The organism is Paenarthrobacter sp. TRD_SC_7 (assembly GCF_056156245.1).
Genome location: NZ_CM149587.1, coordinates 3129556 through 3153467 on the forward strand (window position 1 = coordinate 3129556; position 23912 = coordinate 3153467).

The following is a 23912-nucleotide window of genomic DNA, read 5'->3' on the forward strand; positions in this document are numbered from 1 at the left end:
GGCGTGGTGCCGGTGGCGGCTGCGGCTTCCCCTCCGCTGCCGCCACCGGAGCTAGAGTTGGCTCTTTTCGGAACGCGTGGCTTCCTTGGAGGCCGCCTTCGCCGTCTCTGCTTCATGGCGGAGCAGCGAGATGGCCGACTCGAAGTCCTCCAAGGACTCGAAAGCCTGATAGACACTCGCAAAGCGGAGGTATGCCACCTCATCAAGCTTGCGCAGCGGACCTAGAATGGCCAGGCCTACCTCATGGGCGTCGATCTCTGCCGCGCCTGAGGAACGGATGTTCTCCTCGACCTCCTGGGCCAACATGGCAAGATCATCTTCGGTGACCGGACGGCCCTGGCACGCCTTACGGACGCCGCTGATGACCTTGATCCGGCTAAATGGCTCGCCGACTCCCGACCTCTTGATAACGGACAAGCTGGTGGTCTCTACTGTGGTGAACCGGCGTCCACATTCGGGGCACTGGCGGCGGCGGCGAATGGACGAGCCGTCGTCTGCCATGCGACTGTCGACGACGCGGGAGTCGGGATTCCGGCAGAACGGACAATACACGCTGGGCCTCCCCTGACAGCTCCGGCACGGACCCGGACCCAGCAGAATGCCGAATACGCAAAAGGTGCCGGAAGATTCACTTCCGGCACCAGTTTACGGCCCGCCGTACCGTAATGACAAGCGTGTAAGTACTACATGTAGTGGTGGGCACCCGTATATGTAGTGGTTACGCCCTATGCGAAGCGGATCCGGACAGCATCGCCGTGCCCTGGAAGGTCCTCGGCGCCCGACAGGCTCTCAATGTGTCCGCTGACTTGCTCCAGGGCTGCGCGATCATAGTTGATGACTTGGACAGCGCGTAGGAACGTAGTGACGTTGAGCCCCGAGGAGAAAGCGGCCGTCCCGCTGGTGGGCAGCACATGGTTGGAGCCTGCGCAGTAGTCCCCCAGGCTTACCGGACTGAAATCACCCACGAAGATCGCTCCGGCATTGCGGATCCGGGACGCAACGGCGGCTGCGTCCGCCGTCATGATTTCCAAGTGTTCAGCGGCGTAGGCATTGCAGACCGCGATCCCCTGCTCAAGATCATCCACCAGCACCACACCGGACTGCGGCCCGGACAAGGCCTCAAGGACGCGGGAACTGTGCTTGGTTGCGGCAGCCTGCCGTGCCAGTTCAAGCACGACGGCGTCAGCCAGGTTTGCGGAGTCCGTCACCAGGACGGAAGCAGCTTTGGGATCGTGTTCTGCCTGGCTGATGAGGTCGGCGGCCACCAGAGGAGCCTGCGCTGTGGAGTCCGCGAGGATGGCGATCTCCGTGGTTCCGGCCTCGGAGTCGATGCCCACAACACCCTTGACGAGTCGCTTGGCCGTAGCCACAAAGATGTTGCCGGGGCCCGTGACGACATCAACAGGCTCAATGGGCAGTTCGTCCCCGGTTCCCGGGACGCCATAAGCAAAGGAGACGATCGCCTGCGCACCACCGATGGCGTAGACCTCGTCAATGCCCAGGAGCTTTGCCGCGGCCAGGATGGTGGGGTGCGGAAGGCCTCCGAAGTCTTTCTGCGGTGGGGAGGCCAATGCAATGGACTCGACGCCGGCAGCCACCGCAGGGACGACGTTCATGATGACCGATGACGCCAAGGGGGCGAGGCCGCCGGGAACGTAAAGCCCCACGCGCCCCACTGGAATCCAGTTCTGGCTGACAACGGCACCGTCGCCAAGTTGTACATCCACATTGGCCGGACGCTGCTGGTCTGCGAACTGCCGGGCCCGCTTGATGGACTCCTCCAGGGCGGCACGGACCCTTGGATCGAGTTCGGTCAGCGCCTGGGTGAGCGCCTCCGCCGGGACCCGGGGGTGGGACTGTTCCACGCCGTCGAATTTCCTTGCCAGTTCGCCCAAAGCGGCAAAGCCCCGGCCGCGGACGTCGGAAATGATGTCCAGGACCATCTGCTCCGCGTCCGCCATCGTCTGATGCTGTGCCCTTGGCACTGCTGCGCGCAGCTCCGCCAGGGAAAGGTGGCGGCCCCGGAAATCGATGCTCCGGAAATTAAGGGCGTCAGTGGAGGGGGCGGAGGTATCCGAGGAAGTGGTCACCCGGCTATTTTACGGGTTTCTTTGACAGAACCCCCAGCAGCGCCAGCACGAACGTGATAAATGCGATGGCAGCGGGCCATAGAACCAGCACAGCGTAGGAGCGAAGCGTGAAGCCAAACCCGGGGCCAAGGGCAGGATCCGGCGCTGGCCCCAGCAGCTGGGCGGCGAGCAGCCCAACCAGCCAGGCGATGAGAGCCCCCAAAGCACCGCCAATGAGAGCGAAAGCCAAGCGCCGACCGGCACCGTCGCCCTGCAGCTTTCCGTCCAGCATGACGCCGGTGAGACACCCTGCCAGCAGCATCAGGGCTGCGAGGACCAAGTCCCGCGGGAGCCAGGAATCAGGATTGGCCGCATTCGCCATATCCGGATTGCCCGAGACCAGGTTCAGTCCACCCGGAGCAAGCAGCCACCAGATCACTCCGGCAACCACACCCGAGGCCGCCGGAAGGGTCAACCAAAGGACGTCCTTCGAACGCCGCGGCTTGGAGGCGGACACGGGTTCTGCAACAACTGGGACGTGCACGGTGGGCTCGGTCATGCAACTCACATTAACAAAGGTTCATGCCGACTCAACAAAATGTGGGGCTCGCAGTATGGGAGGAATACCCTGAAGGGAAGAAGCACGGCCCCCAATTCAGGAGAAAAACCGACGTGGCAAGCGAACAATCCGGCTTCGAGCAGACTTTCCGGGAGATGTTCCGTCGGCATGCCGCTGGAGTAGCCATCATCACGGCGAACCTCAACGGAAGCCCCTTCGGCTTCACCGCCACGTCCGTAGCCTCGCTGTCCGCCGAGCCTCCCCGCTTCACGTTCAACATGGCCAGGAGCTCCAGTTCCTGGCCGGCTGTTGCCAACGCGGAGTACATCGGAGTCCACATGCTGGGGCTGGAAAACCAAGCCCTCGCCAATCGCTTCGCACGGACACGCGACCGGTTCGACGGCGACCACTGGGAGCCGGGCCCCCACGACGTGCCCATCCTCAAGGACGTCAGCGGCTGGCTCGTGGGTAGGATCCAAATGCGCCTGTCTTTCGAGAACAACGCCGTCGTGGTGGTGGAGGTTGTCGATGGCCAGGTTGGGGAAGACGGCACTCCCCTGCTTTACCACAGCGGCGGCTACAGTAAACCTGCACCGCTCGACTACGAGATCTAGTTAACTCAGGAGACTCAGTTAATTCTTGAAAACCTAGTTATCCAGGCAGGCCGGACCCAGCAGGACTTTCAGGTCACCAAAGAGTGACGGACTGGGATTCACCCTCATATGAACGGGCAAGCCCATGACTTCCACCTTCGTGTCGCCCATCAGCTTGAGCCTGACCTCTGAATTCCCTCGGTGGGTGCGCAGTACATCACGCAGGTCCGTCACTACTGCCTCTGTGGCCTTGAACGTAGGAATGGTGATCACCACGGGACCGTTCACGCTTTCGCTGAGGTCCGGGACCGAAAGCTCCATGCAGTTCAAAGTGACCGCTCCGTCATCTCGACGCTGCAGCCGGCCCTTGACCACAACGATCAAGTCCTCTGCCAGGACCGACGCGATGGGCCCGTACACCTGGCCGAAGAACATGACCTCCATGGAAGCACCGAGGTCTTCGATCTCTGCCCGGGCATAGGCGTTTCCGCTGGCCTTGGCGATCCTGCGGCTCAGCGAGGTGATCATGCCCGCAATGGTGACTATTGCGCCGTCGTGCGGTCCATCCTCGGCGATGATCGATGTAATGGACTGTTCCGCGTGCTGGCTCAGGACGCCCTCCAACCCCTGCAGGGGATGGTCTGAAACGTAAAGGCCCAGCATGTCCCGTTCAAAGGACAGCTTGTCCTTCTTCTCCCACTCGGGCAGGTCCGGGATTTCCGTCGTCAGCGAAGCCTCGGGCTCTTGGTCTTCAAAGCCCGCGAAGAGATCGAACTGGCCAATGGCCTCGTTCCGCTTGAGTGTGATCACGGAATCGATAGCTTCTTCGTGGATCATCGCCAAAGCACGCCGGTGATGGCCCAGCGAATCGAACGCTCCGGCTTTAATCAAGGATTCGATGGTGCGCTTGTTGCACACCACAGCCGGCACCTTCAGGAGGAAATCCTTGAACGATGTGTATTTGCCCTCGGAATTGCGGGCGGCCACCATGGCATCCACCACATTGACGCCGACATTGCGGATGGCGCCCATCCCGAAGCGAATGTCCGTTCCCACTGGGGTGAAGTTCAGCGACGATTCGTTGACGTCCGGCGGGAGGACCGTAATGCCCATCCGACGGCACTCGTTGAGGTAGATGGCGGACTTATCTTTGTCATCACCCACGGATGTCAGCAGGGCAGCCATGTATTCCGGCGCGTAGTGCGCTTTCAAATAGGCCGTCCAATAAGAGATAACGCCATAGGCAGCCGAGTGGGCCTTGTTGAAGGCGTAGTCGGAGAACGGGAGCAAAATGTCCCACAGCGTTTTGACGGCGGCCATGGAGTAGCCGTTGTCCTGCATGCCTTGGGAGAAGCCGGCGAACTGCTTGTCCAGCTCGGACTTCTTCTTCTTACCCATGGCCCGGCGGAGGATGTCCGCTTGGCCGAGCGAGTAGCCAGCCAGCTTCTGGGCCACGGCCATGACCTGCTCCTGATACACGATCAGGCCAAAGGTGCCGCCAAGGATTTCCTTAAGCGGTTCTTCCAACTCCGGGTGGATGGGAATAACTTCCTGGATCCCGTTTTTCCGCAGGGCGTAGTCGGTATGGGCATTGGCGCCCATGGGCCCGGGCCGGTACAGCGCAAGGACTGCGGAGATGTCTTCGAAGTTGTCAGGCTTCATGAGCTTGAGCAGGGACCGCATGGGTCCGCCGTCGAGCTGGAACACACCCAAGGTGTCACCGCGCGCCAAGAGCTCGTAGGACGCAGCATCGTCAAGTTCCAGGTTTTCCAGATCCAGGTCAACGCCGCGGTTCATCTTGATGTTTTCCAGGGCATCCGAAATGATCGTCAGGTTTCGGAGGCCCAGAAAGTCCATCTTGATCAGGCCGAGGCCTTCGGACGTCGGATAGTCGAACTGGGTGATGACCTGGCCGTCCTGGAAACGGCGCATGATGGGAATGACGTCGATGATGGGGTCGGAGGACATGATGACGCCGGCGGCGTGAACACCCCACTGGCGCTTCAGGCCCTCGATGCCCAGCGCGGTTTCGAAGACTTTGGCGGCTTCGGGATCGGTGGCGATCAGCTGCCGGAAATCCCCGGCTTCGCTGTAACGCTTGGATTCCGGGTTCTGGATGTCCGCCAAGGGAATGTCCTTGGCCATGACGGCAGGAGGAAGTGCCTTGGTCAGCGTCTCACCCATGCTGAACGGGTAGCCCAGCACGCGCGAGGAGTCCTTGAGCGCCTGCTTGGTCTTGATGGTGCCGTACGTGACGATCATGGCCACACGCTCGTCGCCATACTTCTTGGTGACGTAGTCAATCACCTCGGAGCGGCGGCGATCATCGAAGTCGACGTCGAAGTCGGGCATGGAAACGCGGTCCGGGTTGAGGAAGCGTTCAAAGATCAGGCCGTGCTGCAGGGGGTCGAGGTCTGTAATGCGCATGGCGTAGGCCACCATGGAGCCTGCACCGGATCCACGGCCGGGACCAACGCGGATACCGTTGTTCTTGGCCCAGTTGATGAAGTCGGCAACCACCAGGAAGTACCCGGGGAATCCCATGGAGGTAATGACGCCGAGCTCGTAGTCGGCTTGCTTGCGGACCTTGTCCGGAATGCCTTGGGGATAGCGGTACTTCAGGCCGGCATCTACTTCCTTGACCAGCCAGGAGGTCTCGTCTTCCCCGGGAGGACAAGGGAAGCGCGGCATGTAGTTGGCGCCGGTGTTGAACGAAACTTCGCAGCGCTCGGCGATGAGCAGCGTGTTATCGCAGGCCTCCGGGTGATCGCGGAACAGCTCCCGCATCTCCTGCGGAGACTTCAGGTAGTAACCGCTGCCGGAGAACGCGAAGCGGGAACCGCCGTTGTCATACGTCGGTTCCAGGAGCGTGGAACCGGACTGGATAGCCAACAAGGCTTCGTGGGCCTTCGCATCGTGTTCGTGCGTGTAGTGGAGGTCATTGGTGGCCACCAGCGGGAGGTTGAGCTCCTTGGCCAGGCGCAGGAGGTCGCCGGTAACGCGCCGTTCAATGTCCAGTCCGTGGTCCATCAGCTCGCAGAAGTAGTTTTCCGCTCCAAAAATGTCGCGGAACTCTGCTGCGGCCTCGACAGCCTCGCGGTAGAGGCCGAGCCGCAGCTTGGTCTGGACCTCCCCGGAAGGGCAACCTGTGGTGGCGATCAGGCCTTCGGAGTAGGTGTTGAGCAGTTCCCGGTCCAGCCTCGGCCACTTACCAAAGACGGAGTCCAAGGAGGCGATGGAAGAAGCCCTGAACAGGTTCCGCATCCCCACGTTGTTGTAGCTCAAAAGCGTCATGTGGGTGTATGAGCCACCACCCGAGACGTCGTCCTTGCGCTGGCTTTCGTCGCCCCAGCGCACGCGCTCCTTGTCCCCGCGGGCGGTACCCGGGGTTACGTACGCCTCGACGCCGATGATTGGCTTGATGCCCTTGTCCGTGGCCTTGCGCCAGAAGTCGAATGCACCGAACAAATATCCGTGGTCCGTGGTGGCCAAGGCAGGCATCCCCAGCCGTTCGGTTTCATCGAACAACTCTCCGAGCCGGGCAGCTCCATCCAGCATGGAGTATTCGGTGTGGGTGTGCAGGTGGACGAACGAATCATTGCTGGAAGTCACCACGACAGTCTACCGTCCCGGGTCAGACAGATATAGGACCCGGGCGACGAAGTCTGCCTAGGCGGAGCCGGTGGCGAGCAGATCCAAGGCGTACTGGAGGTCGGCCGGGTACTCGCTGCTGACTTCAACCCAATCTCCCGTGCGGGGGTGGGTAAATCCAAGCTGACGGGCGTGCAGCCACTGTCTGGTGAGCCCGAGGTTCGCTGCGAGTCGCGGGTCCGCTCCATAGGTGAGATCTCCGGCACAGGGATGCCGCAACGCTGAGAAGTGGACGCGGATCTGATGAGTGCGGCCCGTCTCCAAATGCACCTCCACCAGCGTCGCCTTGCCAAAGGCCTCCAAGACCTCGTAGTGGGTTACTGACGGCCGACCGTCCTCGATGACGGCGAATCGCCAATCATGGCCCGGGTGGCGCCCAATCGGCGCATCAATGGTGCCCTCGAGCGGATCAGGTAGTCCCTGAACCACTGCGTGATAAACCTTCTCAACGGTGCGTTCCTTGAACGCCCTCTTCAGCACCGTGTAAGCGTGCTCGGTCTTTGCCACAACCATGACACCCGACGTGCCCACATCGAGCCTGTGGACGATTCCCGCCCGCTCCGGCGCCCCTGAGGTTGAGATCCTATATCCGGCGCCAGCCAGGCCTCCCACCACCGTGGGGCCCACCCAGCCGGGTGAGGGATGGGCGGCAACCCCCACAGGCTTGTCGATGACAACGAAATCCTCGTCGTCCAGCAGAATCTTCAGGCCTTCCACAACTTCCTCCACGATTTCCAAGGGATCCGGCCGCTCGGGAACCGTGACATCAAGCAACGCGCCGGCAGCGAGCTTTGCCGATTTACCCAGTGCAACTCCGCCGCTGGTGACGTTTCCCTCCGAAATCAGCAGCGCTGCCGCGGACCGGGAGATATCCAGAAGCTGCGCCAGTCCGGCGTCAACGCGAACCCCGGCCAGCTCTTCGGGGACCACCACGGATTTACTCACCAGCAGGCTCCCCGGTAGTGCCACCGGCAGGCTTGGCATCCTTGGCCGGCTTGTGCACAGCGAGTTGGCGCGTCCCGTCCATCCCCACACCTCGCAGCGTCAGGAGGCAGATAATTACGACGCCGGACACCACCGCCGAGTCTGCGATGTTGAAGATCGCAAAGTTTGGCAACTGGATGAAGTCCACCACGTGGCCCATGGCAAAAGATGGCTCCCGGAACAAGCGGTCGGTCAGGTTGCCGAGGGCACCTCCCAGCAACAGTCCCAACGAAAGCGCCCACCAGGCGGAACCCAACTTTCGCAGCTGAAAGAGGATCGCCACGGAGACGGCTGCCATGACGATCGTGAAGATCCACGTCACATTCTCGCCTATGGAAAATGCCGCCCCGGAGTTACGGATGTAGTACCAGTGCAGCAGCGGAGGCAGCACAGGAATGCGCTCACCCTCCACCATGGTGCTGGTGACCCAGAGTTTGGTGAGCTGGTCAAAAACGTAGGCAAACACGGCGAAGCCGGCAAAGAGCCAAAGCATGGCAGGACGCCACTTACGGCGCTCGGCGGGCGCCGGCTGAGTGGCGTCAGCGGTGAAGTCGTCGGTCATAGTGCTTTCATTCGGGAAGCGTTGCGGGCTGCTGTCGGTTTTGGCTGATGTCAGTTTTAACAGCGAAAGCCGGCGGCCGAGGAGTCCTCAGCCACCGGCTTTCAGAATACTTGCTAAACGTCGGCGGTTGCTTCGCCAACCTCAGGGGCAGCAACGGAACCACGGGCGTCGAGGTCACGGAGCTGGCCTTCGATGTAAGCCTTCAGGCGCGAGCGGTAGTCGCGCTCGAAGCCACGGAGCTGCTCAACCTTGCGCTCAAGAACGGAGCGCTGCTGCTCGAGGGCACCAAGGATCTTGCGGGACTTCTCCTGGGCGTCGTTGACGAGGCTGGAAGCCTCAATCTGAGCCTCGGCAATGATCTTTTCCTTCTGCTGCGCACCGTCGGAAACGTGCTTGTCGTGCATCTGCTGTGCCATGGCAAGCAGGCCTGCAGCGGATTCAGCGGAAGGGGTGACGCCGTTGCTTGCGGCGGGTGCCTTGGGAGCTGCTGCAGCAGCAGCAGCCTGCTCGGCTTCCTTCTTCTTGGCAGCTTCAGCAGCCTTGGCTTCGGCTTCCGCCTTTGCCTCGGCTTCCTTGTCAACCTTGACCGGGGCCGGAACCTTCTCGACGACCGGAGCCGCAGCAGTTGCAGCAGGAACAGCCGATCCGGACTCGCCGAGCTTCTTGCGAAGTTCGTCGTTCTCCTGGTTCAAGCGGCGAAGTTCCACCACGATCTCGTCGAGGAAGTCATCTACCTCGTCCTGGTCGTAGCCTTCGCGGAACTTGGTCGGCTGAAAGCGCTTGTTGACAACGTCTTCTGGCGTCAAAGCCATCTGGTCACCTCGTTGGTCTAGTTAGTCAGTAGGCCTTCCGGCCGTTCAAAACTACGGTACCTAAATATCATCTTGTTCCTCCAATTCAACACCATCGTGTTGATTTGGAGAATTTGCGGCCTATGGACCATCGGTGGCCCGGGTTCCGCGGAGCAGTTACGCCAGGCTGCTGGTTACTGCCATGGCAATGCTGACGGCAATAATCAGGATCAGGAAGCCCAAATCCAAGGATATTCCGCCCAGTTGGAGGGGTGGTATGAGCCTCCGGAGCCTACCAAGCGGAGGATCCGTGACGGAGTACACTACATGGGCTGTAACCAATGCCACACCCCGGGGCCGCCACTGGCGGGCGAACATCTGCACCCATTCGAAGATGAGTCGGATGATCAGGGCAATGAAGAACAGCAACAACACAACATAGATAAGGCCGAAAACAATGCCCACGAGTTAGCTCAGATCTCCCACTTGTTCCGGAATGCGGATCGGTCCCTACTATTGCAACACAGATGCCAGGCAGGTTGACCCGCCTGGCATCTGCGAAAAGTCTGTTGTCAGCTCTGGTTGAAGAAGCTGGCCTGCGTTTCGCTGGCCTTCTTGTCATCTCCGATGACTTCAACGTACGACGGCGACAACAGGAAGACTTTGTTGGTCACCCTCTCGATGCTGCCGTGCAGGCCAAAGACAAGACCAGCAGAGAAGTCCACGAGGCGCTTGGCATCGGCTTCACCCATGTCGGTGACATTCATGATGACGGGAATGCCATCCCTGAAGCTCTCACCGATGACCTTGGCATCGTTGTAAGAGCGGGGGTGAACGGTGGTGATCTGCCTCAGGCCCGAGGCATCTTCGCGGCTGGACGCCGCACGCTTGATGGGTGTCACGGGTGCGCGGTATTCCTCTTCGGCATCAACAGTGGGCATTTCACGGACAACTTCCCGGACGGGAGCAGGCGCACGGCGCTCTTCCCGTTCCTGTGCCTGGGGGCGTTCTTCATCGTGGTGCGTGGCGACGGACTGCTCAGATTCGTAGTGTTCATCGCCGTCGGCGAGCCCAAGATAGATCATTGTCTTGCGCAGAGCGCCAGCCATGGTGCACTCCTATCATTTCTGCAGTAGGCGGGCCGCCATGACTTGACATTATTGGAACCCCGGCCCGTCATTCCAATACTTTGACGCTACCCCACGGCCGGACGGGAACCGAGAATATCGGAGCCAATTCTCAGGTGTGTCGCCCCGAACTTCACCGCTGCTTCCAGGTCCTGGCTCATCCCGGCAGAAAGACCCGTTGCAGCCGGATGAGCGACGCGAAGGGCCGCGGAAATACCCGCGAGCTTCTCAAAGGCAGCTTCCGGATCGGCACCCAGAGGCGCCACGGCCATCAGCCCGGACAACCGGAGCCCGTCCGCTGACTCGATTTTTCCTGCAAGTACCTCGACGTCGGACGGACTTGCACCGCCGCGGTGCGCGCCGGCGTCGTCATCCAAGCTGACCTGGATGAAGCAGTCGAGGTCGCTACGCCCCGTGGCATCCCTTTCCCGGCCGACGGCCTTGGCCAAAGCGTCAACAACCTGCGGGCGGTCTATGGACTGGACTGAAGCGGCATATTTGACCACGGACTTTGCCTTATTGCTCTGAAGCTGGCCGATGAAGTGCCATCTGACGTCAACGTCGGCGAGCTCCACACTTTTGGACGCGGCTTCCTGGTCCCGGTTCTCGCCGACGTCCGTAACGCCAAGGGTGGCCAAGCGGCGGACGTCAGCCGCCGGGTGGAACTTGGTCACGACAATCAGCCTCGGCTGATCAGTTCGCCCCGCGGCGTGGACGGCTGCCTCTATCCGCTGCCGGACCAGTCCGAGCCGGTCAGCGAGCTCAGCGGTACGGGCGTCGCCACCCGAATCCTGCCGCTGTTCATTGTCGTATCCAAGGCTATTCATGCGTCCACACCAAACCTGCAAATCGACCGGTTCGGGAGTCCCGCCGGTATGAAAAAAGGGAGTCGTTTTCGAGGGTGCACTCTCCCGAATACTCCACGGTCACATTCAGTGCAGCCAACTGGGCCCGAACACCGGCCGGCAAGTCAAGGGCAGGCGTTCCCCACGATGTGGAAGACCAGGTTTCGGGAATCTTCGCTGCGACGTCAGCACGCAGCTGTTCGGGGACCTCGTAACAGGATCCACAAATGGACGGCCCGAGCCACGCACTAATCTCCACAGCTCCCCTGCGTCGCATTTCTGCGACTGTGGCAGGTACTACGGCCGAAGCGACACCGGGGCGCCCTGCATGGGCAGCAGCCAGGACCGGGTTACTACCGGCGTCGTACCCGACGAACACAACGGGCACGCAATCCGCCACCATAACAGCCAGGGGCTGGGCTGCCTGCCGGGAGGCCGCGGGCGACGCCGTGGCAGAGACCATGGCGTCGGCAGTAGGTCCAGGACCGTGTGCGGCGATGAACTCAACGTTGTTGCCGTGGACCTGATCCATGTACTGGAACTGCACTGAATCCGGACTAACGGCATCCAGGCCAACGGCGTGTTCCAACCGGGCACGACGGGCCATCACGTCGGAGTGATTATCCCCCACATGGAGAGCCAGGTTCCCGGCGCCCGTATCCGTGAAGGCTACAGAGACGCCGGGCCTTACTTCATTTCGCCACCAAAACACCGGGAACTGACTCTCCGAACGTGGCTTACTTCAGGAAGTCGGGAACGTCGAGGTCATCGGAGCGGCTGCCCGAAAGGTCGGGTTCAACCACTGCGGGGAGGTCGACGTCGAAGCCGGAGTCAGCGGGCAACGCCGAAGGACGCTGCTGGCCCCAGTTGCTCAAGCCTGCAGCGCCGATACCTGCCGTGGCGTGCTGCGGTGCAGCAGCGCTGGACGGTGCGCTGCTCGGAGCAGCAGGACGGTCCGAGGGTACGGGATTCTGCGCCGGACGCGACTGGTCCATGGAAGGCGAAGTTGCCTTGACGTCGTCGAAGCCTGCAGCAATGACGGTCACGCGGGCTTCATCACCCAAGGCGTCATCAATGACGGCACCGAAGATGATGTTCGCCTCAGGGTGGGCCACTTCCTGCACCAGGCGCGCGGCCTCGTTGATTTCGAACAGCCCGAGATCCGAGCCGCCCTGGATGGAAAGCAGGACACCGTGGGCACCGTCGATGGAAGCCTCCAGCAGCGGCGAGGCGATGGCCAGTTCCGCAGCTTTGACTGCACGGTCTTCGCCTCGGGCGGAACCGATGCCCATCAGGGCCGATCCTGCGCCCTGCATGACTGACTTGACGTCAGCGAAGTCCAGGTTGATCAGGCCCGGAGTGGTAATGAGGTCGGTGATGCCCTGGACACCGGAAAGGAGCACCTGGTCCGCGGAGCGGAAGGCGTCCAGGACGGAGACGTTGCGATCGCTGATGGACAGGAGACGATCGTTGGGGATGACGATCAGGGTGTCTACTTCGTCGCGGAGGGCGTCAATACCGGCCTCGGCAGAGCCTGCGCGGCGTCGGCCTTCGAAAGTGAACGGACGAGTCACCACACCAATGGTCAGCGCACCGAGGGAGCGGGCGATGCGCGCGACCACGGGGGCGCCACCGGTTCCGGTGCCACCACCCTCGCCGGCAGTGACGAAGACCATGTCAGCACCGCGGAGAACTTCTTCGATCTCGTCAGCGTGGTCTTCTGCGGCCTGCTTGCCGACCTCGGGGTTTGCCCCGGCGCCGAGGCCGCGCGTGAGTTCACGTCCGACGTCGAGCTTGACGTCGGCGTCGCTCATGAGCAGCGCCTGCGCGTCGGTGTTGATGGCGATGAACTCGACTCCCCGAAGGCCCACCTCGATCATGCGGTTGACTGCGTTCACGCCACCGCCGCCGATGCCGACGACCTTGATGACGGCCAAGTAATTCTGCGGTGCTGCCACGTTTCGTGCCCCTTGCTTGTGTCCTATAGCGAAACTGATCGAGTCCAACTTGAATCCTTGGACCTTAACCCTCTAGTTGAAGGTTATAGTTATGTCAAGTAACTCTACTGCGACGGTATTTCCTCTGCTTCCCACATGCAATCTCCGCTAGCGCGTGTCGTGTGATTGTCGCGAAATAAGGCCACCGCCGGCCGCAGGTTACGTTCTCAATGCTGCTTACTTTGTGAATGGATGCCGGGGAACACTGACGTCGTAGACACTGACAGGGACCTTTGGGTCCGCCGGCATCCTCAGGAGCGCCTCAAGTGCCTTCGACTTCAGTTCCCTGTCCTCGGCATTGCCCCACACTACCGTCTTTCCGTCCACCAGTTTCAGCTCAACGGCGTCCGCGGATGCTGCGGAGGCAGTGGACATCCTGGCCAGGATATCCGCGGGCAAGGTGTCCAACACAGCAGCAATCGCCTTAAACAACTCCGTGTTGGTCGTGCCGACTCCGGCGTCGATCAACGGCAGTGCTACGGCGGTCAAGTCCTTCGTTGCACCGAGCTGCACGCCGTCCACATCCACCATTACGTAAGAGTCACCTTGCTTCAGCAGTGCCACCGGGACGCGTTCGTCCACGTGCACCAGCAACTCCGACGGCGGCCGCGCCTCCATGGTGGCCGAACGGACCTGGACAAGTGGTTTCAGGAGCTCGTTGATTTCCTGCTCGCTTACCTGCGGCAACGGTTTGCCTTCGAGGCCGGACAGTGCTTTCTGCACCGCATCCGGTGTCAGCAACGTAGTGCCGTCCACGGTGATGGTTCGGACTGCCAGCACCGGCGAAAATACAGCTCCTGCAATCAATGCACCGACCACAACAGCCACAATCGACAGTGTCCCGAGCACGAGTCGTCGCTGGCGGCGGTTCTTCGGCTCAGGAAATGCAATGACGTTGCCCGCCGGCTTCTCCGAGGTCTTCGCTTCCGGTTCAACGGAACGCTGTGCACTGATGACCTCCGCTGAGTCGCCCCGGGCACGGCCTGCCTTGCTTTGCCGCGGGTCCGTCCCTGCTTTGAACGTGGGCTTGCGGGTGCTAGCCACCCAACGCCTCCACGATCACTTGCCCGTAGGCAGTGACGTCTCCGGCGCCGACCGTCAGGACGACGTCGCCTTCGCTTGCGACAGCGATCACGGCGTCAACAGCTTCATCGGCCGAAACCAGTCGACCGTTCACCAAGTGGTCGGTAATCAGAGTGCTGGTCACACCAGGGATGGGGTCCTCGCGCGCAGGATAGATATCAAGGACCAACGCGTTGTCCGCCAGGTCCAGTGCAGCCGCGAACTCCTTGGCGAACTCACGGGTCCGTGAAAACAGATGCGGCTGGAAAAGGACGTGCACTTTGTTGCCGGCGGCCACGGAACGTGCCGCCGACAATGCTGCGCGCACCTCCGTGGGATGGTGGGCGTAGTCATCATAGACCCGCACTCCCCTCCCCTGGCCTTTGAGCTCAAAGCGCCGCGACGCGCCCGTGAAGTGGCCCAGCGCTGCCGCAGCAGCTTCAGGTTCCACACCGAGTTCGACGGCGACGGCGAACGCAGCTGCCGCGTTCAGGGCATTGTGCCGCCCGGGAACCTGCAATTCGAGCCGATGAACGTCACCGTCGAAGGCCACCGAAACATCGCCCGGACCGCCGTCATGAAGGCGGATGTCCGCTTGGTCGGATGTTCCGTACGTCAGCACCCGCGTGGTCCCCTTGGACGCTGTGCGCTCTGCCAAGGCCCGGGTTCCGGCGTCGTCGGCACATGCCAGCAGGACGCCACTGGCAGGCAGGAGCGCCGCAAAGTCATCAAAGGAAGCGAAGACGGCCTCCGGCGTCCCGTAGTGATCCAAGTGGTCGGCCTCGACGTTGGTGACCACGGCAATCAACGGCCGGTAGTTGAGGAACGACCCATCCGATTCATCGGCCTCTGCAACGAAAATGTCGGATCCCCCGTGTGCTGCGTTAACGCCAAGTGCCGGAACGTTCGCGCCAATTGCGAAGGAGGGATCCAAGCCGGCTTCCTTCAGGAGGACGGCGACCATCGAGGTGGTAGTGGATTTGCCGTGGGTACCCGCTACGGTGACCACCCGGTGGCCAGCCATGGTGGCGGCCAAGGCTTCTGAGCGGTGCAGCACGGGCAGCCCGGCCTCACGTGCTGCTACCAGCTCGGGATTGTCCGCCCGGATGGCCGAGCCGGCCACGATGGTCTGGGCGTCGCCCAGGTTTCCTGCGTCGTAACCCACGGCAATGCGGGCGCCCGCCGAGGAGAGGTCACGCATGACCGGCAAATCCTTGACATCGGTTCCGCTGACCGGGACACCCCGCGACACCATGATGCGTGCGACTGCGGACATGCCCACTCCGCCGATTCCGATGAAGTGGACACGTCCTAGGGACTCGAGCCGGGCAATGCTGGTGGTCATGCGGATACCGCTTCCAAGACAAGATCAGCCATGCGCTGATCGGCGTTTCTGATACCAAGGGCCTCGGATTTCCGGGCCATTTCGCGGAGCCTGCGGCCGTCTGTCAGAAGCGGAATCAATTCGCTCCGGAGCCATTCAGGGCTGAGGTCTTTGTCATCCACCATCATGGCACCGCCGGCGGCCACCAAGGGGGCTGCGTTCAGTGCCTGCTCTCCGTTGCCAACAGGCAAGGGCACAAACACCGCGGGGACTCCAACCGCCGCTACTTCGCTGACGGTTCCGGCCCCGGCACGGGCAAGGAGGACGTCGGCAGCCGCGTAGACGTTCTCCATACCATCCACGTACTCGACCTGCCGATAGCCGTCAGCGGCGAGAAGGCCGCCGTCGTTATTCTCGACGGCTTTGCCGATGCCCGTGATGTGCAGCGTCTGTACGCCGGCGGCCGTCAGCGAAGGCAATGCGGCAGTGATGGCGCGGTTGATGCTCAATGCCCCTGAGGAGCCGCCGGTGACAATCAGCGCAGGACGGTGGGCATCCAATCCGAGCGCAGCCTTTGCCGCAGGAGCGGCGACGGCTCTGTTCAATCCTGAAATGGCGCGCCGCATGGGCATGCCTACGTGGCGTGCACCCCGTAAGCGGGTACCGGCAAATGCCACGGCAACATGATTAGTGAACCGGGCGCCGACGCGATTGGCCAGGCCAGCCTTCATGTTGGCCTCGTGGATGACAATGGGAATCCGGAGTTTCCGGGCAGCAAGGTACATCGGCGTACAGACGTACCCTCCCACCCCCACCAGGACATCCGCGCGGGCTTCTTCCAAGATGCGCCGTGCCTGCCGAACCGCTCCGTTCAAACGGGCAGGCAACCTAACGAGGTCTGCCGACGGCCTCCGTGGAAACGGGACACGGTCAATGGTGGCGAGCTCATACCCGGCCGCGGGGACCAGCCGGGTTTCCATGCCCGACGGCGTGCCAACAGCAAGGATGGCGGCCTCCGGATGCTTGTCCCTGATGGCATCGGCAATAGCCAGCAGCGGGCTGACGTGACCGGCAGTTCCGCCGCCGGCGAGGACGACGGACAAAGGCTTGGATACGTTGGCGGAATCAAAAGTCATGAAGTGCTAGGTACGCTTTCGTGCGGTCTTGGACATGAGGCGCGGCAGGAAGCCTGAACGCTGCTGCACTGGCAATTGGCCGCGGGCCAAAGACAACACTACGCCCACGCCGCAGAGGGACATGATCAACGCGGAGCCACCATAGGAGATGAATGGAAGCGGCACCCCGACCACGGGAAGGAGTTGGGTCACCACGGCCATGTTCATGCTTGCTTGGCCCAGCAGCCACACCATGATTCCACCCGCAAGAGTGCGCTGGAAAGGATCGGTCTGCCTGACCACCACACGAAAAATGGCAATGCCCAGAATCGCGAACAGGACCAGGACCACCATGGTTCCCACGAGGCCGAGTTCCTCGCCGATGATGGCAAAGATGAAGTCGTTGTGGGCCTCTGGCAGCCAATTGTATTTCTGCCGGCTTTGGCCGAGGCCCAACCCGGTCCAGCTGCCTTGCGCAAGGCCGTACATGCCGTTGGTGGATTGGAAATCGAAGTCGAACTGCTCGGTGCACTGCTGGGAGGCCGTTCCCAGCCATGAAGTAATGCGGCAGATCCGATTGGAGCTGCTGATGGTGCCAAGGACGGCGCCGAGCGCACCCACCGCGCCGGCGATGGCCAGCATGCGGCCAGGTACGCCGGCGAAGTAAAGCCCGGCCGCGGTGATCGCCGCAATGACGATGACTGTTCCGAGGTCGTTGCCCAACATCACCAAGGCAATCACAAGGCCCGCGCCAGGGACCACTGGAATGATGACGTGCATCCAACGGTGAAGGAGCTTCTGCTTCCGCGCCAGAACGGCAGCGATCCAGACGCAGAGGATCAGCTTGGCCATCTCGGAGGGCTGGAGGGTGACACCGCCGATGTCGATCCAGTTCTTGTTGCCGTTGACAGTGTTGCCCATGACTTGAACCAAGGCAAGGAGGACAATCACCGCCGCCAGCGCCCACCAGGACAGTTTCTTCATCCAATTCACGTTGGTCCGTGAAATGACATACATCGCAATGAGTCCAACGACGCCGAAGACCGCCTGCTTGAGGGCGTCGGCGTAGGGCGACTTGCCCTCGGAGATGGCTTCGACGCTGGAGGCGGACAACACCATCATGATGCCGATGGCCGTCAACGCGAGAGCACAGCCGAGGATCAGGTAATACGTGGAGCTGTTGGGGGCTTTGCCCTTGCCTTCAAGGCTCTCCCAGAAGCTGCGCAGGTGTCCGCGGAGCCCCTTGGGGCGGCTGCCATCAACAGACGCGGCCTTGGACTTCCCGTCCCGGGGTTCTTTGCCGCGGGTGCGGGTGGGCGTGCTGACCATTGTTACTCCTCGGTGGTCGGTGCCTGCCCTTCCACAAGCTCGCGAACTGCCAGGACGAAAGCGTCGCCACGGTGAGCGTAGGAAGAGAACTGATCCATGGATGCAGCCGCCGGTGCCATCAGCACGGTATCGCCGGGCTTTGCCACTCCAGCCGCCGATGCCACGGCCTGGGCCATAATGGTCTCACCGTATATTGGCGAGGCGGCGTCTCCGGCTGCGGTCTGCACTCCTTCAGTGTCGCCCTTGGGCGGCGCCATCACGGGGACATCGGGTGCGTGTCGCTGGAGGGCGCCCTCCAACGCCGCGGTGTCGGTGCCGATGAGCACAACGGCTTTCAACCTGGGTGCGTGCTCTTTGACGAGGTCGTCGTAGTTGACGCCCTTGGAGAGACCGCCGGCAATCCACACAACCTGCTGAAAGGCCGAGAGTGCAGCGGAGGCCGCGTGCGGGTTGGTTGCCTTGGAGTCGTTGATCCACAGGACGTCGTTATGGCTGGCCACCAACTGGATGCGGTGGGCGCCTGGCAGGTAGTTGGCCAGGCCCTGTTTCACAGCGGCTGGTTCAATCCCGTAGGCGCGGACCAGGGCCGCCGCCGCGAGGGCGTTGGCTACCATGTGGCGAGGTGCCACCGGACCAAGATCGGACATCGCTGCAAGTTCTGCCGCGGAGTCCTTGCGCTCAGCTATGAAGGCCCGGTCAACTAGCAGGCCGTCCACCACACCCAGCATGCTTACTGCCGGTGTATTGGTGGTGAACCCGATGGCGCGGCACCCTTCCACCACGTCGGCGTTCTCCACCATTCGCTCGGTTTCGATTTGTTCCGCGTTGTAGATGGCGGCCTTCTGAGTGTTCTCGTACACCTTTGCTTTGTCCGCGAGGTACGAGGCGTACGAGCCGTGCCAATCGACGTGGTCCTCGGCAACGTTCAGGCAAACACTTGCCACTGGAGACAACGAGTGGCTCCAGTGCAGCTGGAAGCTGGAGAGTTCAACGGCGAAAGCGTCGTAGTCCACGGGATCCCGGAGTGCGTCAAGAATAGGAGTGCCGACGTTTCCCACTGCAATCGCCTTAAGTCCGGCTGCCTGCAGCATGGATTCAGCCATGCCCACCGTGGTGGTCTTGCCGTTGGTGCCGGTGATCGTCAGCCAGTCCGCCGTCTTGCGTCCTGCCCGCTCCCTAAGACGCCACGCGAGCTCCACGTCGCCCCAGACAGCGATGTGCTTCCGCTTCGCCGCGGCAAGCAGGGCTTGGTCGGGGCGCCAACCCGGCGAGGTCACCACAAGCTCGGGGAAAGTTCCATCGATCACCGGGAGTGCCGTAACGGCTTCCTCCCCCAACAGCACATCAACGGCCCCCACAATTTTCAGGGTGTCGGCTTGGGCTTTGGCCTTTGCACTGGTGGCGGCGTCAACCACCACCACTTTGGCGCCAAGTTCGATCAGGGTGTCGGCAGCTGAGAAGCCGGAGACGCCAATGCCTGTTACCACGACGCGCAGACCGGCCCAGTCAGCATCCCAGCTAGTGAGTTCGTTGAGCCTGCCGGCGTTCGACGGCGTCGTATCCGGGTTTTCGTTCACAGCAGCACCACCCATTCAGCATAGAAAATTCCAAGGCCGGCAGCCACGAAGAGCCCTGCGAGGATCCAGAACCGGACCACGACGGTAACTTCATCCCAGCCCTTCAATTCAAAGTGGTGTTGCAGCGGGGCCATCTTGAAGACACGTTTGCCGCCACTGAGTTTGAAGAAGCCCACTTGGATGATGACTGACAGGGTGATCAGGACAAAGAGGCCACCGATGAAGGCCAGCAGAAGTTCGGTGCGTGACAGGATGGCGAAAGCCGCAACCGCACCACCGATGGCCAAGGATCCTGTGTCACCCATGAAGATCTTGGCCGGTGATGTATTCCACCACAGGAATCCCACCAGGGCAGCACTGAGAATTGCTGCCAGCAAGGCAAGGTCCATGGGGTCGCGCACTTGGTAGCAACCGCTGCCGGCTTCCCGTGGTGATCCGCAAGCCTGGTTGTTCTGCCAGATCCCCATGATGGTGTAAGCGCCGAAGACCATGATTGATGCCCCGGCTGCCAACCCGTCCAGGCCATCGGTCAGGTTAACGCCGTTGGTGGCCGCGGTGATGATCAAGTTGGACCACAGCACAAAGAGGATGGCGCCCACCACTGTGCCGCCGAAGGCGAGGTCCAGCCAAGGGATATCCCGCACCAGGGAGATCTGGGTAGATGCAGGACGCAGGCCATTCTCGTTGGGGAACTGGAGGACCAGGACCGCAAAGATGATGCCCACGGCCGCCTGGAGGATCAGCTTGGCGCGTGCGTTGAGGCCGAGGCTTCGCTTGTTGGAGATCTTGATGAAGTCATCGAGGAAACCTACAAAGCCCATGCCCACCATGAGGAACAGCAGCAACAGTCCCGACGCGGATGGCCCGGCCGAGTCCGGGTTCATCATCCACATGATCAGGTGTGTCACGAAGTAGCTGATGAGCACGGCGGCCACCACCACGGTTCCGCCCATGGTGGGGGTGCCGCGCTTGGTGTGGTGGGAAGTGGGTCCGTCGTCCCGGATGAATTGTCCGTAGCTCTTGGCCACGAGGAACCTGATGAACAGGGGCGTCCCTATCAGGGCCACCAGAAGGGCGACGCCTGCGCCGATCAAAAGTGCAATCACAGCAGCTCGTTCCCTTCGCTTGCGGCAGCTTCGGCCGCGTTTTCTCCGGTGGGCTCGGCCCGTGGAGGTAATGCTATCCGATCACCCAAATGCCGCAGTCCCACACCGTTGGAGGACTTGAAGAGCACCAGGTCTCCGGGTTCCAGTTCATGTTGAAGCAGTTCGTAGGCTTCTTCCACGGTCTCCGTGAACGAACACTCGTCACCCCAGGAACCTTCCTGGATGGCGGAGATGTAGAGGGCACGGGCTTCACGTCCCACCACCACCAGCCTGGAAATGTTCAGCCGCACCACTTGGGTTCCCACGGCGGTGTGCTCGCGGATGGAGTCCTCCCCCAGCTCGAGCATGGCTCCAAGAACGGCCCAGGTCCTTCTGCCTTGCCCAAGGTCAGCCAGCGTACGCAGGGCAGCCCGCATGGATTCCGGGTTGGCGTTATAGGCGTCGTTGATGACCGTGACGCCGTCTTCACGTTCAGTTCGCTCCATCCGCCACCGGCTGGCTGCCGACTGGGAGCTAAGTGAGGATGCAATGTCAGCGGCCGGAATGCCTGCGGCAAACGCTGCGGCGGCTGCTGCCAAAAGATTTGTGACGTGGTGGCCACCGATCAGGCGGCTTCGCACCTCAACGGACGGGCCGCCGTCGGGCAGCACCAGATCAAAGTCAGGGAATCCTTGCTCGTTGACCACAACGTTGCGGGCTTCTACCTCTTCGGTAGTGGCGGGCGAAGCCGTGAAGCCCAGAACCTTGGCCCTGGTGCGGGTACGCATGGCAGCAACCCGGCCATCATCGAGGTTGATCACAGCCGTACCGTGCTCGCTGAGGGCTTCGACCAGTTCCCCTTTGGTCTTGGCGATGTTCTCCACGCCACCGAATTCGCCGGCGTGGGCCGTACCAACCACCAGGACCACGCCAATGTCCGGCTTGACCATCTCTGCCAGGTACTTGATGTGGCCCAGGCCCGTGGCACCCATTTCGATCACCAGGAAGCGGGTGTTGGCGTCAGCGGCAAAGACCGTCAGCGGGACGCCCACCTCACCGTTGTAGGACCCCTGCGGCGCCACCGTGGCTCCGGCGGTGGACAGCACACCGGCAAGGAGGTCCTTGGTGGTGGTTTTGCCCGCTGATCCTGTGATGCCGATGACCGTAAAGTCCTCCCCACGGCGCTGACGCTCAGCACGGATACGGCGGACGGACTCTGCTGCAAGGGCACCCATGGCCACCACGGCATCCTCAACCACGACGGCGGGATAGGGGCGGCCGTCAGCATCGGCCACTTCGCGTTCGGCAAGAACCAGGACCGCGCCTCGTTCGAAAGCGGCGTCGACGAAGTCGTGACCATCGGCGTGCTCGCCGGGCTTGGCCACGTACAGCGATCCGGGCGTCGCTTCCCGTGAATCAGTGACGACGGAAGTGGGCACGACATCCGGATCTCCGGTCAATCGGCCATGGGTGATGTCGGCGAGCTCCGCCGCAGTAAGTGCAATCATCTCGGTTTAGGACTCTATCCGCTGGTCCGCTGAAACGCTGAATCCCTTGGATGTCAAGGCGGCCCGCAACTCCACTCTGTCGTCCAAGGCCAGATTCACACCCTTGACCTCTTGCCACACCTCGTGGCCACGCCCGGCGACGAGGATGGTGTCCTTGCTGGTTGCCATGTCGACAGCGAGCCGGATGGCGGCATCCCTCGGGTAGGACTCGATGATTTCGCTGTCCAGGTTCTCGGAGTCCCGGGCCTCGTGGGCGCCCCGCAGGACATCCGCGCGGATTGCTGCCGCGTCTTCGTCGTGGGGATCGTCATCGCTGATGATCACGACGTCGGCAAGGCGGGCAGCGATGGCTCCCATGGTGGGACGCTTGCCCTGGTCGCGCTGGCCGGTTGCGCCGAAGACCACGATGACGCGGGATCCCTCCAACGGTGAGCGAACGGCTTCCAAAGCACGGGACAGAGCGTCAGGATTGTGGGCAAAATCAACAACGGAGGCAGGTTCTGCAGAGACAAGCTGCATGCGTCCGGGCACTGCGACGGTGAACGGATCGTGCGCATCCAAGGCATCTTGGAGGGTGTTTTCGTCCACGCCGGATGCCAGGACCATGAGCGTGGCCAAGGCTGCATTGGCCACGTTGAAATCTCCCGGCAGGCCGGTGTGGATGCGCAAGGTTCGTCCGTTGGCGTGCCTGAGTTCGAATTCCGAGCCCAGGCCGCGCGCCGTGATGGACGCAACCTTCCAGTCGGCATTGGCGCTGCCTCGATCGAGGGGCTTGGTTGAGAGGGTGGTGACCGGGATGTCGGCTGTGTCTGCCAGCTTGCGTCCCCAGTCGTCGTCGACCGTGACCACAGCGTGCCTGGCCCTTTCGGCAGTGAAGAGCTCAGCCTTGGTGCGGAAGTACTCGTCCATGCTGCCATGCAGGTCCAGGTGGTCCTGGGTGAGGTTGGTGAAACCAGCGACGTCGAACATCACCCCGTCCACACGGTGGAAGGAGATGGCGTGGGACGAGACCTCCATGGATGCCGCGTCCAGGTTTCGTTCGCGCATCAGCGCAAGCAGGGCATGGACATCGGTGGATTCCGGCGTCGTCAGGAGGCTGGGGATGGGCTCTCCACCTGCAACGATTTCGATGGTTCCGATGAGGCCCGGCTTCTTATCCAAGGCACGCAACAAGGAGTTAATGAAATAGGTGGTGGTGGTCTTTCCGTTGGTACCGGTGACGCCGTACAGCGTCGGGTGGACGCCATCCGCAGGTTGGCTGCGGTAGATCAGTGCGGCCAAGCGCCCGACGGCGGTTCGCGGCTCAGGGACGATAAGTACCGGCACAGGCTGCTCACCTGCCAGCGCAAGCTGGCGGGCCCCGGCGTCGTCCGTGACGACGGCAACCGCCCCGGCCTCGACTGCCTGCGGAACGAAGTCGGCACCGTGGCGGGAGGCTCCCGGCAACGCCATATAGAGGTCGCCTGCTTCGACGGCCCTGGAGTTGAGCGTAATGCCTGTCACTCCCCTGTCCTGGCTGGCATCGGGAGCCGCGACACCGAGTGCGTCCGCGATGGTTGCCAACGGCACTGCGGCCACGGATGCGGGACGAAAGCCGGTCTGGCCGGCATCCGGCGTCGTGGCGTTGATAGCTGCCTCATTGTGGTCTGACACGTGGTTCTCCGTTGGTGCTCGTGGAACGACCGGCTTGGGGCCAGCGGCGCCCGGGCCGTTAGTGGTGGATCGATTTTTGGC

At 62.0% G+C, this 23912-nt stretch carries 21 protein-coding genes; 1 reads left to right on the top strand and 20 read right to left on the bottom strand.

Annotated features, from left to right (window positions below; translation table 11 throughout):
* Nucleotides 1–51: 51 nt before the first annotated feature.
* From nrdR to AC0J5Z_RS15130, 3 genes are all read right to left on the bottom strand, one after another.
* On the bottom strand, nucleotides 52–552 hold the full coding sequence (gene nrdR, locus AC0J5Z_RS15120) for a transcriptional regulator NrdR (protein WP_475033671.1): 501 nt from the start codon (nucleotides 550–552) through the stop codon (nucleotides 52–54).
* A gap of 173 nt (nucleotides 553–725) precedes the next feature.
* A complete protein-coding gene (gene hisD / locus AC0J5Z_RS15125) occupies nucleotides 726–2090 on the bottom strand; it encodes a histidinol dehydrogenase (RefSeq protein ID WP_475033673.1) in 1365 nt (454 codons plus the stop codon).
* Between the two features lie 4 nt (nucleotides 2091–2094).
* Entirely contained in the window at nucleotides 2095–2628 is a 534-nt protein-coding gene (locus AC0J5Z_RS15130) for a hypothetical protein (protein ID WP_475033675.1), read from the bottom strand.
* A 113-nt stretch (nucleotides 2629–2741) separates the two neighbouring features.
* On the opposite strand from AC0J5Z_RS15130, the gene AC0J5Z_RS15135 reads away from it, so the two are divergent.
* Nucleotides 2742–3242 (top strand): flavin reductase family protein, encoded by a 501-nt coding sequence (locus AC0J5Z_RS15135; RefSeq protein ID WP_475033677.1) that lies wholly within the window; start codon nucleotides 2742–2744, stop codon nucleotides 3240–3242.
* A 33-nt stretch (nucleotides 3243–3275) separates the two neighbouring features.
* Here the strand turns inward: AC0J5Z_RS15135 and dnaE are convergent, their stop codons facing one another.
* The 17 genes from dnaE to AC0J5Z_RS15220 form a co-directional block, all read right to left on the bottom strand.
* Nucleotides 3276–6833, bottom strand: coding sequence for a DNA polymerase III subunit alpha (gene dnaE / locus AC0J5Z_RS15140; protein ID WP_475033681.1), 3558 nt, complete (start codon nucleotides 6831–6833; stop codon nucleotides 3276–3278).
* 57 nt (nucleotides 6834–6890) lie between these two features.
* A complete protein-coding gene (locus tag AC0J5Z_RS15145) occupies nucleotides 6891–7817 on the bottom strand; it encodes an RluA family pseudouridine synthase (RefSeq protein ID WP_475033684.1) in 927 nt (308 codons plus the stop codon).
* The gene (gene lspA, locus AC0J5Z_RS15150) at nucleotides 7810–8418 is read right to left on the bottom strand and encodes a signal peptidase II (RefSeq protein WP_475033689.1); all 609 of its coding nucleotides are present in this window, start codon (nucleotides 8416–8418) and stop codon (nucleotides 7810–7812) included. The genes AC0J5Z_RS15145 and lspA overlap by 8 nt, the downstream gene beginning before the upstream one ends.
* Nucleotides 8419–8531: 113 nt before the next feature.
* A complete protein-coding gene (locus AC0J5Z_RS15155) occupies nucleotides 8532–9230 on the bottom strand; it encodes a DivIVA domain-containing protein (protein WP_475033693.1) in 699 nt (232 codons plus the stop codon).
* A 156-nt stretch (nucleotides 9231–9386) separates the two neighbouring features.
* Entirely contained in the window at nucleotides 9387–9674 is a 288-nt protein-coding gene (locus tag AC0J5Z_RS15160) for a YggT family protein (RefSeq protein ID WP_475033696.1), read from the bottom strand.
* 107 nt (nucleotides 9675–9781) lie between these two features.
* Complete coding sequence (locus tag AC0J5Z_RS15165) at nucleotides 9782–10318, bottom strand: cell division protein SepF (RefSeq protein ID WP_011774422.1); 537 nt, start codon at nucleotides 10316–10318, stop codon at nucleotides 9782–9784.
* An 86-nt stretch (nucleotides 10319–10404) separates the two neighbouring features.
* On the bottom strand, nucleotides 10405–11163 hold the full coding sequence (locus AC0J5Z_RS15170) for a YggS family pyridoxal phosphate-dependent enzyme (RefSeq protein ID WP_475033699.1): 759 nt from the start codon (nucleotides 11161–11163) through the stop codon (nucleotides 10405–10407).
* Complete coding sequence (locus tag AC0J5Z_RS15175; RefSeq protein WP_475033701.1) at nucleotides 11156–11893, bottom strand: purine nucleoside phosphorylase YfiH/LACC1 family protein; 738 nt, start codon at nucleotides 11891–11893, stop codon at nucleotides 11156–11158. The genes AC0J5Z_RS15170 and AC0J5Z_RS15175 overlap by 8 nt, the downstream gene beginning before the upstream one ends.
* 25 nt (nucleotides 11894–11918) lie before the next feature.
* The gene (ftsZ, locus tag AC0J5Z_RS15180) at nucleotides 11919–13139 is read right to left on the bottom strand and encodes a cell division protein FtsZ (protein WP_011774419.1); all 1221 of its coding nucleotides are present in this window, start codon (nucleotides 13137–13139) and stop codon (nucleotides 11919–11921) included.
* 216 nt (nucleotides 13140–13355) lie between these two features.
* Nucleotides 13356–14222: a cell division protein FtsQ/DivIB gene (locus tag AC0J5Z_RS15185; protein WP_475033703.1), complete on the bottom strand. Its 867-nt coding sequence runs from the start codon at nucleotides 14220–14222 to the stop codon at nucleotides 13356–13358.
* Entirely contained in the window at nucleotides 14215–15585 is a 1371-nt protein-coding gene (gene murC, locus AC0J5Z_RS15190; RefSeq protein WP_475033705.1) for a UDP-N-acetylmuramate--L-alanine ligase, read from the bottom strand. Before murC ends, AC0J5Z_RS15185 begins: the two co-directional genes overlap by 8 nt.
* Nucleotides 15582–16700, bottom strand: a complete 1119-nt coding sequence (gene murG, locus AC0J5Z_RS15195) for an undecaprenyldiphospho-muramoylpentapeptide beta-N-acetylglucosaminyltransferase (protein WP_475033707.1) — start codon at nucleotides 16698–16700, stop codon at nucleotides 15582–15584. The genes murC and murG overlap by 4 nt, the downstream gene beginning before the upstream one ends.
* Nucleotides 16701–16706: 6 nt before the next feature.
* Nucleotides 16707–18008: a putative lipid II flippase FtsW gene (gene ftsW / locus AC0J5Z_RS15200; protein WP_475033709.1), complete on the bottom strand. Its 1302-nt coding sequence runs from the start codon at nucleotides 18006–18008 to the stop codon at nucleotides 16707–16709.
* A 2-nt stretch (nucleotides 18009–18010) separates the two neighbouring features.
* Nucleotides 18011–19600, bottom strand: a complete 1590-nt coding sequence (gene murD, locus AC0J5Z_RS15205) for a UDP-N-acetylmuramoyl-L-alanine--D-glutamate ligase (RefSeq protein ID WP_475033713.1) — start codon at nucleotides 19598–19600, stop codon at nucleotides 18011–18013.
* On the bottom strand, nucleotides 19582–20691 hold the full coding sequence (mraY, locus tag AC0J5Z_RS15210; RefSeq protein WP_475033715.1) for a phospho-N-acetylmuramoyl-pentapeptide-transferase: 1110 nt from the start codon (nucleotides 20689–20691) through the stop codon (nucleotides 19582–19584). Before mraY ends, murD begins: the two co-directional genes overlap by 19 nt.
* Nucleotides 20688–22178, bottom strand: coding sequence for a UDP-N-acetylmuramoyl-tripeptide--D-alanyl-D-alanine ligase (locus AC0J5Z_RS15215; protein WP_475033717.1), 1491 nt, complete (start codon nucleotides 22176–22178; stop codon nucleotides 20688–20690). The genes mraY and AC0J5Z_RS15215 overlap by 4 nt, the downstream gene beginning before the upstream one ends.
* Nucleotides 22179–22184: 6 nt before the next feature.
* Nucleotides 22185–23831 (bottom strand): UDP-N-acetylmuramoyl-L-alanyl-D-glutamate--2,6-diaminopimelate ligase, encoded by a 1647-nt coding sequence (locus AC0J5Z_RS15220; protein WP_475033719.1) that lies wholly within the window; start codon nucleotides 23829–23831, stop codon nucleotides 22185–22187.
* Nucleotides 23832–23912: the final 81 nt, after the last annotated feature.